Below are 20039 nucleotides of genomic sequence, written 5' to 3' on the forward strand. Positions count from 1 at the left end.
TTTATTGAGTATTTCCATATAAAGTCAAATTTAATTCCTTATAGGTATTCTCTAAACTTTGGATGTCAAAGGACTTGAAGAAATAGCAAAAGAGTTTCAATTCCTTATAGGTATTCTCTAAACCAAAAATATAGACATAGAAATAGATAAAAAACTAATGAGTTTCAATTCCTTATAGGTATTCTCTAAACCAAAACAATGAACTTGAGGAAGGGAATCAAAAGAATTGTTTCAATTCCTCATAGGTATTCTCTAAACCTCTTTCAATATCATTTCTACTCACGCTATTATACGTGTTTCAATTCCTCATAGGTATTCTCTAAACCAGAATAATTGTTGCTGCAGCTAGCAATAGAATTTTCGGTTTCAATTCCTCATAGGTATTCTCTAAACCTGTTTGCAATTTTCTCTTTTTTCATTTCAAGGCTGTTTCAATTCCTCATAGGTATTCTCTAAACTCACCAGAGCCTGTTGCTCTGTGAATGTTCCATACATGTTTCAATTCCTCATAGGTATTCTCTAAACAGAAAGAAGCCCTACTCAAATTGCAAGAATGGAGAAAAGTTTCAATTCCTCATAGGTATTCTCTAAACGTTCGGTAAGGGTAAACGTAGACGGATATATTGAAATGTTTCAATTCCTCATAGGTATTCTCTAAACCTCTTTCAATATCATTTCTACTCACGCTATTATACGTGTTTCAATTCCTCATAGGTATTCTCTAAACAACGAAATCTACACCGTTTTCTATGATACTATGTCGTTTCAATTCCTCATAGGTATTCTCTAAACGATTTATTAGACAAAAGTCGTACTATGAGAGCCATATTGGTTTCAATTCCTCATAGGTATTCTCTAAACATATGAGAGAGCAAGAAAAGAAATCAGAAATACCACTGTTTCAATTCCTCATAGGTATAAACTGTCAAGGAAAAATGTATAAAAAGTATTAAATAATTATGTACAACTATTCTCCTTGCTTCATATGATCCTTTAATCTGTATGACTTTCCAGATATAGATATTACATGTGCATGGTGCAATACCCTGTCAAGTATTGCATTGGCTACAACTGCGTCATAGAATACACCATCCCATTCGTTGAAATTCATGTTTGTTGTAAGAATGGTACTTTTTCTCTCATATCTCATATCTATAAGCTGAAAAAACATATTAGAATCTTCTTTATCAATGGGTAAGTAGCCAAGTTCATCAATGATAAGTAGTCTGTAATGGCAGAAGTGTCTGAGTCTTACATCAAGTCTGTTTTCCAGTTTTGCTTTCTTTAGTTGCTGCAATAAATCATGACATTTGATAAAATATGTGCTAGTACGTTTCTTTGCTGCAGCTATTCCTATTGATGTTGCCAGATGAGTCTTTCCAACACCACTTGGACCAAGAAATACTATATTCTCATTTCTTTCAAGAAAACCAAGCGTGCAAAGTTCTTGTATTTCTTGCTGATTTACTGACGGCTGAAAATTGAAATCATAATCTTTCAATTCCTTTACAAAAGGAAATGCTGCTGCTTTAATCATAGATCTAGATGCTTTGGCCTCCTTAAAATCAACTTCGTAATTACTAAGTCTCAGTAGTCCTTCTGTAAACGAAAGATTGTTGGATGTCACAAAATTAGATATTTCATCAAGATGAATTACCATTTGCCCAAGACCAAGAATTTCCATGTTCCGGCATAGCTGGTTGTATGTACTGTTATTCATAACTATATACTTCTCCTATAACCTGTAAGTTTTCTTTTGCCCGCTCATTTATATTTTCTTCCTTAAATGCATGCGATTTTCTTGCTATAGCAGTATAGTGTTCTGTAAAATAATTTAGTTTCTTTTTACTAAGGGTATGGATAGTTATTAATTCCATGTTATAATAAACATGTATGTAACCATCATACACTTGTAAAGTAAGAGTTTTTCCAATGTATTCTGGTGGTACAGAATACTGGCATTCATTATGGTTGAACATGCTGGATGAATTTACTTTTACTTTATGTGGAGTTATTTGATAAGGCTTTCTTATGGTATCGGCTGGTAAGCTTCCTAAGAAAGCTTTTTCCTTGTTGAAATACATTAATGGAATACGACCTGTACCTTGATTTACCTGCATGTTTACTCTGTTATTTATTCGTGTGACCAACTCATTAAGTTCCTTGTAATCAAGTTTTCCATTGTAGGCTCTTATCTCATCAAGTAGTTTCATTGGTGCTTCTACTTTGGCTTTTGTTCTTGGTCTTCCTGCAATACAAGGGTGCACCTTAAAACCATAATCATCCGCAAACTGCTTAAATTTTATATTTATTTTCCCTTCTGTATACTCTGTTCTTGGCTCATCCATAACTGTTTTCATATTATCGGTGACAATCTCACTTGGAACACCTCCAAACGTGTTAAACGCATCATCAAGGAATGAAAATAATATGTCCTGTGTTTTTGATAGAGATACCCTGTATACTCTAAAACGTGAGTATGACAGCAATAATACAAATATGTTTACTTCTATTATTTCACCTGTTGAAAGAGTAAATCGTATAGACTCTTTCCAGTCTAGTTGTGCTTGTTGACCCATTCCTGTTTCATAACGTATGGTTACGTTATTTGCGTTTGAAGGTCTGCTTTTTTTGAAATATGAGTCTAGTTCAGGATATTTTCTTAGATAGTAGCAGAAATTCACATAAGACCCTTCATAAGAATGATTGTCTACTAGGTATTGCCATAAAACTCTTCTGTAATAAAATATCTGCTGGCTGTTATCAGATAGAAGCTCTGCGATAATGTCATAGTAAGCAGTGATACAATTCACGCATTCTCTGGATTTGGCCTTATGAAAGCCATTAATGTATTTATCAACTGTACGCCTATCGACATCAAGTTCCCTTGCGATCTGGCTTTTATTAACCTTCAATGTTGTGTCCTCCATAAATGGTTTTAACTTATAAAGATCCTTGACAGTTTGAATATTTAAATCTGTTATGATACTACTTTTGATAATCATTAGGGTACCTCCTTTTGTACCCTGTAATCATACCATTTGTACATTTTTATTTAATATTATTTGTACATTATTAATTATAACTTTATAAATTAAATGAGGGTACAACAAAAGAATGTTTCAATTCCTTATAGGTATTCTCTAAACAATCTGCCAAAAGACGCAGAATATAGACAACAAAGTAGTTTCAATTCCTTATAGGTATTCTCTAAACGAATGACAAAGAAAGAAAAAATCATATTGGCAGTATTGTTTCAATTCCTTATAGGTATTCTCTAAACTAAAACAAGGTATGTAATGGAAAAATATGGATACATGTTTCAATTCCTTATAGGTATTCTCTAAACTGAGGAATTTCGTTCTAGTTTAAGGATAAGTGAAATGTTTCAATTCCTTATAGGTATTCTCTAAACCAAGAAAAATTTACTGGTGGTCATGTTGAGATGGCGTTTCAATTCCTTATAGGTATTCTCTAAACTCATGTTGAGATGGCTAAGGGAACATCTATACAAAAGTTTCAATTCCTTATAGGTATTCTCTAAACTAAAAAATTCTTTACACAAAAAAATCCAATGCATAAGTTTCAATTCCTTATAGGTATTCTCTAAACACAGAATAATTGTTGCTGCAGCTAGCAATAGAATTTTCGGTTTCAATTCCTTATAGGTATTCTCTAAACACAACAAAGAAATATAATGACCTAAGAGATAAATTGTTGTTTCAATTCCTTATAGGTATTCTCTAAACCTTCTTACTTTTTTAGTTCTCTGTCGTTGCAGTGTGAAGTTTCAATTCCTTATAGGTATTCTCTAAACCCAGCTCCTTTTGTATTTCTGAGGGTTCTGATGTTAGTTTCAATTCCTTATAGGTATTCTCTAAACACCAACGTATGTCATTGTACAACTAGCTAAATTATCGTTTCAATTCCTTATAGGTATTCTCTAAACAGATACAGCAGAATTTGGAGAAGTAATAAAAATTCGGTTTCAATTCCTTATAGGTATTCTCTAAACGTTTTTGAATCTGATGAATTAGGAATACTTATTGGAAGTTTCAATTCCTTATAGGTATTCTCTAAACAAAATGAAGACAATGAAATTGTTTGCACATCATGTGGGTTTCAATTCCTTATAGGTATTCTCTAAACGCTATGGCAGGAAGTGAAACCTTTGAAAATTTTTGCAGGTTTCAATTCCTTATAGGTATTCTCTAAACTTATATATGCAGGTAATGTTTTCTCAAAAGAAAGCAGTTTCAATTCCTTATAGGTATTCTCTAAACAATTGCCCTTTAAATCCATTTTAATTATTAGCATAGGTTTCAATTCCTTATAGGTATTCTCTAAACCATGACAAGGATTTGGACAAAGATGGTAATTTAAAAAGTTTCAATTCCTTATAGGTATTCTCTAAACCTACTCCACAGAATTCAACGGAGTTATAGGAAGTGAGTTTCAATTCCTTATAGGTATTCTCTAAACTTTGGCTTCTGCAAAGAAGACCGAGAAATTTATAGACGTTTCAATTCCTTATAGGTATTCTCTAAACTTTTTAAGGTTGCTGTTATGGACTTATAAAGGTTTGTTTCAATTCCTTATAGGTATTCTCTAAACAACAGACCAATCAACATGGGGTTTTAACTTTTTCAAGTTTCAATTCCTTATAGGTATTCTCTAAACTACCTCTTTATTTACTTATATTATTTTATTATTTCGGTTTCAATTCCTTATAGGTATTCTCTAAACTTGGCTTCTGCAAAGAAGACCGAGAAATTTATAGACGTTTCAATTCCTTATAGGTATTCTCTAAACGGGGAATTATAGAAGACAGCAAACACATAGATACAAGGTTTCAATTCCTTATAGGTATTCTCTAAACCAACAAGCCAGTGTTATAATTCGACTTAATTAGTGTTTCAATTCCTTATAGGTATTCTCTAAACTTTTACAATCATTATAATTTAACCTTCTATTTTCATGTTTCAATTCCTTATAGGTATTCTCTAAACTATTATGCTAATCACCTACCTTTTATTTTTATTTTGGTTTCAATTCCTTATAGGTATTCTCTAAACTGTACGGCATTAGGAATTTTACCTCCTATATTATGGTTTCAATTCCTTATAGGTATTCTCTAAACTTTGTCTTCTAGATAAGATAGGCTGTAATGTGCAGTTTCAATTCCTTATAGGTATTCTCTAAACTGTTTTGCGCTTTCCTCCACCCGTGTAACTCTCTCGGCGTTTCAATTCCTTATAGGTATTCTCTAAACCAATGTGAAAGCCGTCAAGGTAGACGGCGAAAAAATGTTTCAATTCCTTATAGGTATTCTCTAAACATGTTCAAATCCTGCTCAGCTTCTTCTATTTCTTCGTTTCAATTCCTTATAGGTATTCTCTAAACGCAATAGAAGGAATAAAAAAAGGTAGAAAATATTTTAGTTTCAATTCCTTATAGGTATTCTCTAAACTGCAGATTTAAATACAGCATTGGTTGAAGAACAACATTGTTTCAATTCCTTATAGGTATTCTCTAAACACATCCAAAGCCAGTATGTTCAATGACAGTAATTTCCGTTTCAATTCCTTATAGGTATTCTCTAAACCACGTTCTGGTGTATCTCTTCCAGTTCCTCAAACCGCGTTTCAATTCCTTATAGGTATTCTCTAAACGTACAATATTCATGTATACATAAAGAAGTTGTACGGGTTTCAATTCCTTATAGGTATTCTCTAAACTTTGGTTAGTCTAGGTTCTAGTATATCTAGTCTTGGTTTCAATTCCTTATAGGTATTCTCTAAACGAGTGTTATAGATGAACTATTTTATACATACCCTTGTTTCAATTCCTTATAGGTATTCTCTAAACTTACCTATTTGGAGATTTTTAAAATTAACTGAATATGTTTCAATTCCTTATAGGTATTCTCTAAACGAAACAGGTCAAAAATTTTTATGGGATTGGACAGATGTTTCAATTCCTTATAGGTATTCTCTAAACATCACTTGTATCTACAGCTTGAAATGGACTATTGGGGTTTCAATTCCTTATAGGTATTCTCTAAACAGTAGTTTAGATTATGGTGTTGATGTAATTGAATGTGTTTCAATTCCTTATAGGTATTCTCTAAACGTAACTCAAAAAGGCTCAGAAGAAGAATATATGTATTTGTTTCAATTCCTTATAGGTATTCTCTAAACTCCAATTGACTCCATACCTTGTTTAGAGAATACCTAGTTTCAATTCCTTATAGGTATTCTCTAAACCCCCGTCTGCATCTTCTTCTAGTTTTAGGTTATACAGGTTTCAATTCCTTATAGGTATTCTCTAAACGCGCAAGAGATTATAAAGGTATCGGAAATCAGTATAGTTTCAATTCCTTATAGGTATTCTCTAAACTTGAACTAAATGCTCCGGGTACATTTTCCCAGACCAGTTTCAATTCCTTATAGGTATTCTCTAAACTAAAAAAAGACTTTTTTAAACGCCATGACATACAGAGTTTCAATTCCTTATAGGTATTCTCTAAACAGTAGGTAATATATCTATATTATCTTCAAGTAAGTTTCAATTCCTTATAGGTATTCTCTAAACCAGATTTTGTATTTTCAAAGAGCTGAAAGGCTCTTTGTTTCAATTCCTTATAGGTATTCTCTAAACTTTAACCATGTAAATTTAGCCTTTATACCATCCCAGTTTCAATTCCTTATAGGTATTCTCTAAACTTCGAGTTTATACCTATAGAATTTTCATAAAAATTAGTTTCAATTCCTTATAGGTATTCTCTAAACACCATCAACATCAATTTCAATTACTGCCGTAGGGTCGTTTCAATTCCTTATAGGTATTCTCTAAACCAAATTGCACAGCTTTACAAAGAGTACTATGGACAAGTTTCAATTCCTTATAGGTATTCTCTAAACATGGATATTCTGCAACTGAAAATGTAATAGGTTATAGTTTCAATTCCTTATAGGTATTCTCTAAACATATTTCCACTGTCATATATAACAGTATTATCTTTGTTTCAATTCCTTATAGGTATTCTCTAAACTGGGCTTGCTAGAGGGTTTAACCTTCAAAATAAATTTGTTTCAATTCCTTATAGGTATTCTCTAAACTATAAATATATGTATAGCATATTACAAAGAAAATTTGTTTCAATTCCTTATAGGTATTCTCTAAACTAAATCTATTACAGCAAACGTACTACATATAGGAATAGTTTCAATTCCTTATAGGTATTCTCTAAACAACACGTCCACCATTTTGTTTAGCATGTCCATACTCGTTTCAATTCCTTATAGGTATTCTCTAAACGCAAGCGTTATACTAAATGATAACTATACTATTTGTTTCAATTCCTTATAGGTATTCTCTAAACAATTTTTTATCATTAACAATTAAAGCTACATAAGCTGGTTTCAATTCCTTATAGGTATTCTCTAAACGATTGAAAAAAACTTCCACCTATATATACAAAGTTAGTTTCAATTCCTTATAGGTATTCTCTAAACATTTATTAATAGTGTTTATAATGCTATGAAAAAGGAGTTTCAATTCCTTATAGGTATTCTCTAAACCCGCATTCCATATAGAAAATAGAAAGCTTCAGATTTGTTTCAATTCCTTATAGGTATTCTCTAAACTAGATTATATAGAAGAAATAGAGGTGTAGTAGATGTGTTTCAATTCCTTATAGGTATTCTCTAAACGTAGTGCAAAGGGGGTCTTGGACAGTTCGATAAATTAGTTTCAATTCCTTATAGGTATTCTCTAAACTAATGATTCTATTTATCCTACTGGTTTAATTCCAGGTTTCAATTCCTTATAGGTATTCTCTAAACTTTTCTGTTTCAAAAACGAAAATCGAACCAGTTTTTATGTTTCAATTCCTTATAGGTATTCTCTAAACTATACTAACTCTCTTCTGGTGGGGTTTCTTCTGCTTGTTTCAATTCCTTATAGGTATTCTCTAAACAATCAATTTTTAAGCCATCCTACAGACAAAAATTAGTTTCAATTCCTTATAGGTATTCTCTAAACTTTCGCCAAAAACGACGAGCAAAGACAAGTATTGATGTTTCAATTCCTTATAGGTATTCTCTAAACTTTAAAGAAAGTGCGCGCACCTTCAGACGTGGAGGGGTTTCAATTCCTTATAGGTATTCTCTAAACGCAAGAAATAATTTATTGTATTAAGCCATTCATTGTCGTTTCAATTCCTTATAGGTATTCTCTAAACAGCCCTCCTGTGTAAGGTATATCTTGTGGAATTGAAAGTTTCAATTCCTTATAGGTATTCTCTAAACAAACTAAATGGAAGCAGGAAAAAAAATCCATAGTTATGTTTCAATTCCTTATAGGTATTCTCTAAACTATAATCTAAACACATTTAAACACGCTGAAACACAGTGTTTCAATTCCTTATAGGTATTCTCTAAACTCGCCTAAATTGTAGTTAACTTCAAAAATATTGTTGTTTCAATTCCTTATAGGTATTCTCTAAACTGACTACGTGAGATACAGGACCGTTATGAACGGTTGTTTCAATTCCTTATAGGTATTCTCTAAACCCAACCGGAGGTCGTGGGAAGTCACACAAATATTTGTTTCAATTCCTTATAGGTATTCTCTAAACATTCGGCGTTAAAGATAGCTTAATGCGGCAAATATGTTTCAATTCCTCATAGGTATTCTCTAAACAGCAGAATTTTTGGATTTAAATGGTGCACATCATATGTTTCAATTCCTCATAGGTATTCTCTAAACAGCAGAATTTTTGGATTTAAATGGTGCACATCATATGTTTCAATTCCTCATAGGTATTCTCTAAACGGAAGAACTGGAGACCATATAAACGGATATTTAACGTTTCAATTCCTCATAGGTATTCTCTAAACATTGTGTATTTTCTGGCATGAGTCTAGAAAAATTAAAGTTTCAATTCCTCATAGGTATTCTCTAAACGAAAAGTCATTATTTCAAGCGATATGAAAATATATGTGTTTCAATTCCTCATAGGTATTCTCTAAACACACAGGAATCCAATATTCCTGTTGAAAAGCAATAGTTTCAATTCCTCATAGGTATTCTCTAAACTCCCACAAGTCTGGTGCAATCTTTATAATGCTTTTAGGTTTCAATTCCTCATAGGTATTCTCTAAACCTCCTGTAACTGAATCAGTATATGTATTTGCTTCAGGTTTCAATTCCTCATAGGTATTCTCTAAACAGCCGAATACAGAAAAATAAAAAGCAGACTTATTAAGTTTCAATTCCTCATAGGTATTCTCTAAACGTTCAGAAAATCCTGCCTCACTCCTTTTATTTATGTTTCAATTCCTCATAGGTATTCTCTAAACTCGTTCAGAAAATCCTGCCTCACTCCTTTTATTTATGTTTCAATTCCTCATAGGTATTCTCTAAACCATTACATGCAATATTTGTTGCACCTACTACTCCAGGTTTCAATTCCTCATAGGTATTCTCTAAACAGCCGAATACAGAAAAATAAAAAGCAGACTTATTAAGTTTCAATTCCTCATAGGTATTCTCTAAACTGTATGAATTTGCTGTAACAATTCTAAATCAGTCATGTTTCAATTCCTCATAGGTATTCTCTAAACAAACTTCTTGACCTTCTAGTTTTACTAAACTCTGAAGTTTCAATTCCTTATAGGTATTCTCTAAACAATCACCTTCTTTCGTGCTAGGTTCTAATACTTCTTGTTTCAATTCCTTATAGGTATTCTCTAAACTTCAATCCAGCCAAGTCTTAGCCATATTCTCATATTTTGTTTCAATTCCTTATAGGTATTCTCTAAACAACATTATTCCCATGCCCTCCATGCGTTCCGGTGTGTTTCAATTCCTTATAGGTATTCTCTAAACGTCTATGCAGTTGCCTTGTATGCAGTATGTAGGTGTGTTTCAATTCCTTATAGGTATTCTCTAAACGTATTTCGCTGATAGTAAGAGAGAAGGACAGGCAGCGTTTCAATTCCTTATAGGTATTCTCTAAACGGAATTTCTACACTATTGGATGATGGCTTTATAATTCGTTTCAATTCCTTATAGGTATTCTCTAAACTTGTTTAAGTATTGTAGCTGGAATTGTAGGTTTAGGTTTCAATTCCTTATAGGTATTCTCTAAACGTAAATCAACTATGGGAGCATTGCTTGCTCATAAACACTGTTTCAATTCCTTATAGGTATTCTCTAAACGTACATGTAAGAAGAATAAATGCTGAAATAGGAAGTTTCAATTCCTTATAGGTATTCTCTAAACGCAAATGATTTAGGGCAAATTCATTTAGTACTTACCTAGTTTCAATTCCTTATAGGTATTCTCTAAACTCGCGCGTCATAAGCGGAGCGACGCGCGTTTTACGGTTTCAATTCCTTATAGGTATTCTCTAAACCCATTTTTATTTGCCACAAAAGCCACTAAAAGCAACTATTTGAGGCTTACTACTATAATTTACAGTAGAAACCAAAATTTATCAAGTGTTTTTAAAATAATCTTTAATTTCAGGCATTTCGGAGATTTTATTGTGCTGTCGACCCCCCATGTTTTTTGCACTATTACCTATCGACATCACAGAAAAACTGTTGGAACATTTTTTTCTAACCCAATTATTTCTTTATGAGTATATCTAGTATTTGAAAAAGAATACAAGATTATTGAATCCTCTGATTTCTCCATCTTTTTTGTAAGTTCTATTTTTAATTTCTTTAAGTTGCCCTCTGTAATTTCCCCTTCGAAAACTGAATTTTGAACCCAAGTTAAGTATTTTCTACATATTTTTAATGCTTTGCCTACTCGCTTTTCACCAAAATCATATACTAAAATAACGAACACTTTATCACCTCGCTATAAATGACTCAAAAACCAACGATGGACTTATTGAATGGCGCAAAATGCCACTTACCACCTCACTATAAATAGGTCCTAATCGGCTAAATGGGTCGAGATATCAAACTGGCTGTAAACTACCACCTCGCTATAAATGGCTCATAAACTTCTCCCTCTGTAATATGCTTTTGAAGCTTGTATGCTTCTAATCTTATAAGCCTTTTGTATGAAACCTTATTCTCGAGAGAAGGGTGTTTTATAGTAGTTTCTAGTTTGTCGTTAAATTCTTTTACAAACTTCATTCTACCTTCATCCTTCAATATAATGCCGCCTAAATCCTTGTTAAAATCCTTTGCAGTAATTATTTTTTTGTTTATAACACTAAAAATAGTCCGGTCAACTATAATGGGTTTAAAAATTTCAGCCAAGTCTAAATTCAACGAAAACCTTCTATTATTTGTGGTATGCAGGTAACCTATTCTCGGATCTAAATTTGTTTGATATATCTGAGACAATACAATAGTATAAAGCATTGAATTTCCAAAGCTAATTAAACTGTTAATTTTGTCTTTTGGAGGTCTTTTAGTTCTGCTGGTAAAAGTAAACGCTTTATCATTAATTATTTTATTGAAGCACTTATAGTATTTTTCTCGTATATTACCTTCTATTGCCATTGCCTGTTCAATGGTTTCCTGACTACTTAATGAATCCAACATTTGAAGTATTTCTTCTATTTCCTGTGACAAATCTGCACTTCTGCTATTATAATATCTCAGAACTTGAATTATATTTTTTACACTTCCATCAATAAACTGTTTTGCAATAAATAATCTCTTATTGTAGTCAATATAAAACTCGCTCTGTCTTAGTGTAACAAAACCTGAATTGAGACATTCTCTTGGATAAAAACTTCCTATGTAGTATTCATAATAATTATAAAAATGCAGAACAATTTCATTGGTGCATAAGAATTCCAGCAAGCTTTTATTTATATCTACCTCGCCGAAAATATATATACTTTCAACATTATTTACAGGAATATACTTTTTTCCTTCAACACTTTCAAAAAGCAATGTATTGTCCTTTCTAACAAGCTTTCCGCCATTAAAAATATAAATATCCTTTTTCAATACTAATCACCGCCCTATGCATAGCAATATTCTAAATAGCCACAATTTTTACAGTATTTACATTTTTCAGCCTTAGGAGGCTCTTCCTTCTCTATAATAGAGTTAATATCCAAAATCATATTATTCAGAGTCTGAATACTAGTATCATCCAGCAGCACCTCATCCCGACGCTTTTCTTCAGGATAAAGCATAACGCCTTCGGCATTTATTCCTGCATCTTTAAGAGTTTTTAAGTAGAACATCATCTGCCATTTAGAAGCTGCTTCATACTTTGATGATTTTTTTGTTTCACCTATTACTAATTTATCTTTTGTATCAAGAATTACATCAAATTTTACAGACCCAAAGCTTATCTCTTTTTTCTTTCGTGAAAATGAATTCTCATGTAAAAATTTGCCCAAATCAATATTTTCATTATGCTGATCCGGCACTATATTTCTTGACATTAGCCATACTTCTCTTTTGCAGATATTATAATACCAAATTAATGTTCCATTAACCTCCACAAAATCACCTCCAAAACAGAGCACATGCATTAATCCCACATATATAGTTTTCCTTTTGAAAATGATACTACTAATAACCTAATAGTAAATCTAACTAATAAATTTACTAATAAAAAAATGCATCATTATTTTCAGATATAAAGCCTGTACAATTATAAAACTGGGAAACATTTGGTTTGGGAACAATTAAATACGGTGCATCAATATACGAGTAAATTTCATTAAATCTCCACGGCATATTTTTGACTAATTTATTAGTTCTGACTTTCACTGTATATTGGTTTATCAACATGGTTTTCTGCTTAATTTCATCTCGAATATCATAGCTTTTATTCTTTGAATATTCTTTTCTCAAAGCACAATATTCCTCTAAAGCTTCTGTTATAATATCATCCTTTTCAATAATCACATCATGAATATTCTGCTCATCAATAAGCTTAAATTTGGAAATTTCTTCATAATCAAGTTTATGTACAGCCTCCCAGATTTCTCTGTTATAGGATTTATCCTCAAGCATTTCAGTATAATAGCTGTCAACCAAATTTACATATTCATTTTCCTTTATATTTCCGCTTAAATACTTTTTAGTTTTATCAATTCTATATAATTTGTAAACTTGGCTGCCTTTACCGCTTTCAAAAATATAAACTGGGCTATGAGGCACCTTTTTGCCATTTCTGTTCACTCTTCCTGCAACCTGAATAATTGATTCAAGAGGAGCAAGATCTCTATACCCAATATCAAAATCTAAATCAACTCCTGCTTCTATAGTCTGTGTAGATACAAGAATAAAAGGTACTTTATCCTTTATCAGTTTTTGACAATCTTCAATAACTTTCTTTCTGTCCACGCTGATTAAATTTGTAGACAAATATAGAACCGTATGGCCATCTTTAATTAATTTATTATACAATTCGATGCTAGATGCTATTGTATTTACAACAACAAGAGCATTCCTATAACAAGGCTTGGTTTTATGAATCAATTCTGCGATATCATCAATTTCATATATTTTTTCAAAGCAAGGTATCAGCATTGTTCTTTCTAATTCCATAAAATATCGTCTGCCATCCTGAAGCAGCTCAATTGCTGACATTTCGCTATCATCAAGAAGCATATTAGCATATTCAATTATTTTAGGCTGAGTAGCAGTCATAAGAATAAACCAAATACCATAGTAATCAGATATTTTTTTAATTACAGCCCCTAATAAGGGATAATATTGAGGAGGAAGCGATTGAATTTCATCCAAAACCACTATACTTCCCGACATTTTATTAAGCTTCATAAGCCTGTTATTCTTCGCAGTAAGAATGCTTTCAAAAAACTGCACAAAGGTAGTCATTATTACGTTGCTTTCCCATGTATCCGTTAGTAACGACTTTTCATGCAGATTAGTCATATCTGATTCATCGTACTCTTTTAAATTACTCAAGCAATGGTGTACGAGGACATTTTTGAAAATGCTATTATAATCTTCCTTCGTCTGCTCAAGAATATTTACAAAAGGAATTGCTACAATTATATTTGGTTCTGTTCCATATATTTTCTTTAATCTTTCAGAAAGTCTTAGTTCTGCAGCAACACTTGTAAGAGTTTTGCCAGCTCCTGTAGGTGCAGTAAAAGTAAATATTCTATTGTTTTTAAGTTCCTCATCTGTAAGTCTGTTTATTGTTTCAAGCACTTTGCATCTTATCTCATTTCGCTGATTTTGCATATTACTTTGCTGACCCTTAGATTTCTTTAAAATATGGTCATCCAAAGCAGCAATTGTAGGAAGCTTTTCCTGCTGTTTTCGATAAATCCCGGCAGAATCCAATTTGTCAAAGCATATGAGAGAAGAAAAAATGTATTGAAGTACAAAAAAGTGAAGAGGTGTTCTACGTCTTATATTAATCATTCTATTTTTATATTTAATAACTTCCTCAATTTCCTTAATTTCAAGCTCTGACCTGTCAATATCAAGATAATCCATATTAAATGAATTCTCTTTTACTGTCTTAATAAAATTATTATATTGCTTAATCAAGTCATTCCAATTAATGCTATCAAAATAGGTACTTAAGCTTCCATGATGATTGTAAATAGCAATTAACCCTAAATATATTAACTCCTTAGAAAAGCTGTCTTCACACATTTTAACAAAGACAGAAGAGGATAAAAAGGAATGTGACTTCAATTCATTTTCTATGCCTTTAGTCAAATAGCTTTGAAAATAAGTAGTAGCTTTCCCCAAGTCATGATATCTTCCTACTAATGTCAAAAGCTTTTTAAAATCTTCGTTAGGTATTCCTTCAAAGGACAAATAGCACAGCCTATCTGTCATCAAATCAGATACATTTTTCAAATGGTCATATAATAATTGTTCCTCATTTTTATCTCTGTCAAAATGTGCATACAGCATATAACCACCTCATATTAAATATTTGAAAATTGCTACAGCCTAAGTAAAAAATCCTACACGCCACATATATTCACCGACCATATTAATTTTCCGCTTGATTTTGGGGTCAAAATTTACATGCTGTATATAGTTACCCCATATTTTAAACAATTGAAAACTGGTACGGATTCAGTATAAATCCTACATACTGCATATACTCTCTACCTGCATTGAGCTTACGCTTGATTGTTTTTTCTAGTCAAAAATTATATGCAGCATATAGTCACTCATTTCACAAATAGATAGCTTTTATTTTCTACAGAAATGTAATCTGTTCCATTGTGTAATACTGCTGAAACAGGCGTATCTAGCAGGTTTACCAATAGCTTTTTCTTTGAATCTGCTGTAATAAACCTGTTTTCATCAAACTCAGTGATACTTTCCTCTTTTATAACTGAAAATTCATATGATTCTGGAACCTCTAAGTATTTCAAATGTTCAATATTTATTGCCCCAAATATTTTCAGCTTCTCTCCAGTACTTTTATGTTCCTCAGCCTCAACTACCTTGGCATTTTGAATCCAACCAAGGCATTGTGCACTACCTAACGCCATACAAATGCCTTTACTAGAGTAAAAACTAGAACCATTACATAAAAGCTTTGATAGTTCATCTATTATAGAATCATTCTTGTGCCAAAATATAATTTGATAGCTGACATGCCCAGTTCTGATGTTCTTAGGTATAATAAACTCAGTATCATTCTGTGTTCTATTAGCAGCAGAACCGTTTAAATGGCTTATTCTCTCAACCTTAAGCAAATTCATTCTCTGTGTCATTTTTTTTATTGGAGAATTAACACAAACAGCAATTTTACATAAATTATTCGAGAACAATTCATAATATGTATCTCTCTCATATCCCAACAAACCAGCCAGCATTCCTTTTATCGTAGCAACAGGCGGAAGCATATAAGATAATGCAGTTGAATTAGAATAATATTTTCTAAAATGAGCCATCTTGCCATTTAGCTCAAAGGATAGGACTTTCATATAATCACCGTCCTGCTTTTATTTGATCAAGCATATCAACAGATGCTGCATCAGGTAATCCTGACACATTTGTAAACTGACTGCTTTTCCATAGTATTACATCCTTGATGTATCCTTTCTTCTTTAACAGATTCAATTCATCTGATAATGCTGAAAAGTCAACCTTTATGTCATTGCCGCTTCTAATTGGTGTCTCTGGATTGTAATGGGCTTTTATAAACCTTCTCAAATCGCCTAGATAACCATCAAAATTTTCGTCATAAATCACTTCAAGATACATTAGAGGTATCTGTCCCTGCTTAGAATGAGTTAGATTATTCATCATAGATTGGACAAGAGATTTTCTGAAAATGCTTAAATCCTCTTGGCTCATTCTTGTTTTCTTTGCAGCATACTTATTTACACTTCCGCTATGAGCAATCAAAGCATAATGAGCCTTATACATTTTCCCAAAGGTTGAGCTGTCATCATTCATAATGGTAACTATAGAGCTTGATTTTACTAAATCTACAGGGTGAAGTGAATAACCCCAGCTAATTTGAACAGGTCCTGTAAAGGTTTTTGTAATTCCACCCACCGCCATTGCACTTCCAAATAATCTCATATCAATATGATTATCAAGTATTGCATCAATTTTTTTATCCTCCGGTACATCTTTACCATCAACACCATATTTTTTTAGAACCGCATCAAACTTCTTGTCCATAGTAACCTTAGTACCATTCATTGTGGCAACAAATATGTCATAGCCTTTTTCCTCAAGAAAATCTCTGCAATCCCTCTTTCTTCTTACATCACTAACTAACAGTGTCTTTGTTTCATAATCCATTCTAGGCTTATTTTCCTGGTCTGGATCACCATTAGGATTTGTCATAGTACCCTCAAACAAGAATAAAAATTCACTATTGTTCACTATCATTTTCAGTGTCCTCCTCAGAATCTATATTTGATTTTTTATAGTTATCCACGCAAAAAGCGTAGCCTGACATTATGTAAAACACATTTTCTTTTTCATTCAGCAGCTTAACTGATGATAAATCTCCAAAATTCAAATGCATTTGCTTTTGAAGCCTTTCAAACCACCATAAGTTTACATTCTTTTGATACTGTCTAGTTTTTTCAATAACCTCTAAATACAGCTGAACTACATCCTTAGAATTCATGCCCCCAAAGGATATTTTATCAAGTATAGGCTTTTGGGTATGTTTGCTTCTGGCTTGTGCCACACCTATTTGATATATCATTGTACCTAGATAAAATAGACCCTTTGCCTCTTTTGAAAATCCATTTGAATTCAAAAATATTTCCATTTCTGCAATTCTCTCTGGCAAACCACTTGTGATCTGTTCTGCAATTTCCAATTGAAAAACCTCCTTATTTAGTATTTTCAGCTTTTGTAAGCTTTTGAAGAAGCATATATATGACATAACTATTCTTTTTATGTATCTGTCCGTATATCTAAAGTCCTTGCTCTTTTTCTGCTCATTATAATAGAATTCAAGGCCGTAAAGATTCCTGTAGTTTCTGAGTTCAGAGGATTTTAATTGCATTACTCCTTTTTCTAAAGCATCACATGCCAATTCCATTATTTCATTCTTATCAATTAATTCCCCTTGAATAACAGCACTTATTAAATTGAGCACTCGCTTGATGTTTAACTGTGTTCCCTTTTTATCTGTAGTAACTGGAACAATTCTATAGATATGTCCAAGGTTAAAATACCTCAGATATTGACTCATTGTCAGTCTGCATTCCTCAAATATCTTTTGAATGTATATGAATTTAGCATTTGAGATACTTTCAATAGTTTTCTTAATTGCACATGAATTACCATCTGTTTTGTAAAAAATTATACTGAAATAGAAATTTTCTACCTCTTGGAAATAGTTTATTTCTTGATTTAGTTCATCAAACCATTCGTCAGATTCTTTTGGACTGAAAACAATATCAATATTTTCTTTTAGTCTTTGATAACAGCTGTATTCAATATCCTCATACAAGCCTTCAAACAGTAATACAACATCCTCTCCAGCTATTTTGGACTTCATTTCACTCATTGCTTTATTTTCACCAGATTTAAGCAAGCTTGCACATGAGCCGCAAATTGAAAATACACTGTCAAATTTATTTTTATCAAAATTAGGAGCATAATTTATAGTGGTTGTAACAAAGGCTTTACTAATACTGCTTCTAGCCAGTTTTCCGCTGTAAGCTACAGTATTTACATCATCACATGAGTTATTACATATATGGCAAATATAATTTGATTTTGCTCCTTCTGACTGACCCTGGATTTGATTTTCACAAAGTTCCAAGTAATCCTTGTGATTTGATATAACATGTTTTGAACTATTATGGATAATCCTTGGTATGACTAGACAGATTTTCTCTGCATTTCTGGCTCCAATATAAGCCAAAAACAATTTTTCAGCAGATGACTTTTCGCCATTCACATATACAGCCTTTTCCTTATTCTCTTTAACAAATTTCACCTCAAAGCTTTCATTATCTCGAGGAATTATCTTTTCACAATTGAGTCCATTAATGTTGAATAACTCTGCTTTTTCACATTCCTTCAGCAACTCATGTAATTGGCCACCTTCTAGAGAATCCAATAAATTTTTCAAAACACCCTTGCTCTTACCAAACCAATAGTACAAAATGCTTGCAGCATCCCTAACTGCGTAAAACTGTACATTTGATGCACTATTATTTCCAAAATAGTTATACTCCTTTTCGCTAGCAGCATAATAAGGCTGAAAATCCAACTCAATACACTGCTTGTCCAAATTTAAATCTAAAAATACATTAATCAAATCCTTCTTTAAATCCTTTGACATCAGCTTTATACTCTTACCAAGCTTGTCATAAATTCCTCCTTCCGAGCTTCTGCCAATATCGGCAATCAGCAACGGCATGTCCATTTAAAGCACCTCCTCATCTTTAGGCAAAATAAATCCGAACCCTTGTGAATTCTTGCTTCCTATACCGCTTGCAAAAGCCATCTTCTTTAATTCCTCTGATCCTGATATTTTAAAATCACCACTATATGCCTTAATAACGAATCCTTTGTAAATTATGATTCTTTCTGCTATTTTCCCTAGAGGCTTTATAGAAAAAGACGTATCCTCAGGCTCTTTATCATAAAAAGCACAATATTTTTTTATTAAATTTTTTCTTATATTCTCTGAAAATTGCTCTTCATATGGTGTGTAATAGTACGTTTTCTTTTTCCCGTCAGCAGAAAATAAGGTACTGTAGGTGGTTATTGGTGAAAGAGTTCTCACCTCCATTTCCTCTTTATAATTTTGAACATCCTGTCTGAAAAATACATTTGAAATGTGCGCTAGATTGTTATGGATTCGCAGTTCTTTTTCGCTGACAGCAAAGCTTTGAAATATGTATTTAAGAAATTCAGCATCAACACATGATATGTAAATGGAAATCTCCTCAGGAAAGACAAATTTTTTCGTTTCTCTGTCAATTTTCAATGGCTTGGTAATGATGTTAGAAAAGGAAAAAAGCTTAAAACTGCGCTTATTATGTGTATATCCATTGTTATGTAAAAAATTCGAATACTCTTCATCATTAATAAATTTATATAACAATGCTTGAATTATATGGTTATACTGAAATGGTAGTACAATTTTATCAGAACTGCTAATGGTTAATCTGCAATACATTATTTTTCTCCTTTGTTTACAATAATTAATTTACTTACATTATTTTACCTCATATCATACACGTAATACAATATATATATTTTTATACATATTTATCCAATTAATGTATAAAATTAACCCAATAATGCTATTACCAATAGCGATATATTATGCTATTTTTGGCGGTTGGATTGGTTTTTCGTAATGAAGCATAAATTTAAGACAGGGTTCAAGTCCTTATAGGTATTCTTTAATTTAGTAATTATACTTTCATCTAACTACGTTTCAAGTCCTTTATAGGTATTCTTTAATCTTTCATTTAGTAATTACACTTTCATCTAACTACGTTTCAAGTCCTTTATAGGTATTCTGAAATATATAATTAAGTTTTTCAAAACTTTTGTTTAGTTTTTATTAAGACAAATTCTAATTTTACCCTAGTATCTTT

General features: G+C 32.0%; 10 protein-coding genes and 2 CRISPR repeat arrays. All 10 genes read right to left on the bottom strand.

Annotated features, from left to right (window positions below):
* Positions 1 to 27: 27 nt before the first annotated feature.
* Positions 28 to 861: a CRISPR direct-repeat array (repeat unit 30 nt; unit sequence GTTTCAATTCCTCATAGGTATTCTCTAAAC).
* A 106-nt stretch (positions 862 to 967) separates the two neighbouring features.
* The 10 genes from istB to cas6 all read right to left on the bottom strand — a co-directional run bounded on the left by istB (position 968) and on the right by cas6 (position 19612).
* Entirely contained in the window at positions 968 to 1720 is a 753-nt protein-coding gene (gene istB, locus EHE19_RS11475; protein ID WP_190530271.1) for an IS21-like element helper ATPase IstB, read from the bottom strand.
* Positions 1713 to 3005, bottom strand: coding sequence for an IS21 family transposase (gene istA, locus EHE19_RS11480; RefSeq protein ID WP_190530273.1), 1293 nt, complete (start codon positions 3003 to 3005; stop codon positions 1713 to 1715). Before istA ends, istB begins: the two co-directional genes overlap by 8 nt.
* A 114-nt stretch (positions 3006 to 3119) precedes the next feature.
* A CRISPR array of direct repeats spans positions 3120 to 10424; the repeat unit is 30 nt; unit sequence GTTTCAATTCCTTATAGGTATTCTCTAAAC.
* 176 nt (positions 10425 to 10600) lie between these two features.
* Complete coding sequence (cas2, locus tag EHE19_RS11485; RefSeq protein ID WP_137699216.1) at positions 10601 to 10864, bottom strand: CRISPR-associated endonuclease Cas2; 264 nt, start codon at positions 10862 to 10864, stop codon at positions 10601 to 10603.
* A gap of 131 nt (positions 10865 to 10995) precedes the next feature.
* Positions 10996 to 11988: a type I-B CRISPR-associated endonuclease Cas1b gene (gene cas1b, locus EHE19_RS11490; protein ID WP_137699217.1), complete on the bottom strand. Its 993-nt coding sequence runs from the start codon at positions 11986 to 11988 to the stop codon at positions 10996 to 10998.
* Positions 11989 to 12002: 14 nt separating this feature from the next.
* Positions 12003 to 12494 carry a CRISPR-associated protein Cas4 gene (cas4, locus tag EHE19_RS11495; protein ID WP_244648211.1) on the bottom strand — a complete coding sequence of 164 codons (492 nt, stop codon included), beginning with the start codon at positions 12492 to 12494 and terminating at the stop codon, positions 12003 to 12005.
* Positions 12495 to 12600: 106 nt separating this feature from the next.
* Positions 12601 to 14898, bottom strand: coding sequence for a CRISPR-associated helicase Cas3' (cas3, locus tag EHE19_RS11500; RefSeq protein WP_137699218.1), 2298 nt, complete (start codon positions 14896 to 14898; stop codon positions 12601 to 12603).
* 266 nt (positions 14899 to 15164) lie between these two features.
* Positions 15165 to 15929 carry a CRISPR-associated protein Cas5 gene (gene cas5 / locus EHE19_RS11505; RefSeq protein ID WP_137699219.1) on the bottom strand — a complete coding sequence of 255 codons (765 nt, stop codon included), beginning with the start codon at positions 15927 to 15929 and terminating at the stop codon, positions 15165 to 15167.
* A 4-nt stretch (positions 15930 to 15933) separates the two neighbouring features.
* Positions 15934 to 16848, bottom strand: a complete 915-nt coding sequence (gene cas7b / locus EHE19_RS11510; RefSeq protein ID WP_137699220.1) for a type I-B CRISPR-associated protein Cas7/Csh2 — start codon at positions 16846 to 16848, stop codon at positions 15934 to 15936.
* Complete coding sequence (locus tag EHE19_RS11515; protein ID WP_137699221.1) at positions 16832 to 18853, bottom strand: TM1802 family CRISPR-associated protein; 2022 nt, start codon at positions 18851 to 18853, stop codon at positions 16832 to 16834. Before EHE19_RS11515 ends, cas7b begins: the two co-directional genes overlap by 17 nt.
* A complete protein-coding gene (gene cas6, locus EHE19_RS11520) occupies positions 18854 to 19612 on the bottom strand; it encodes a CRISPR-associated endoribonuclease Cas6 (RefSeq protein WP_137699222.1) in 759 nt (252 codons plus the stop codon).
* Between the last annotated feature and the right edge of the window lie 427 nt (positions 19613 to 20039).

The sequence above is a fragment of the Ruminiclostridium herbifermentans genome, from assembly GCF_005473905.2.
Classification (GTDB): Bacteria; Bacillota; Clostridia; order Acetivibrionales; family DSM-1351; genus Ruminiclostridium; species Ruminiclostridium herbifermentans.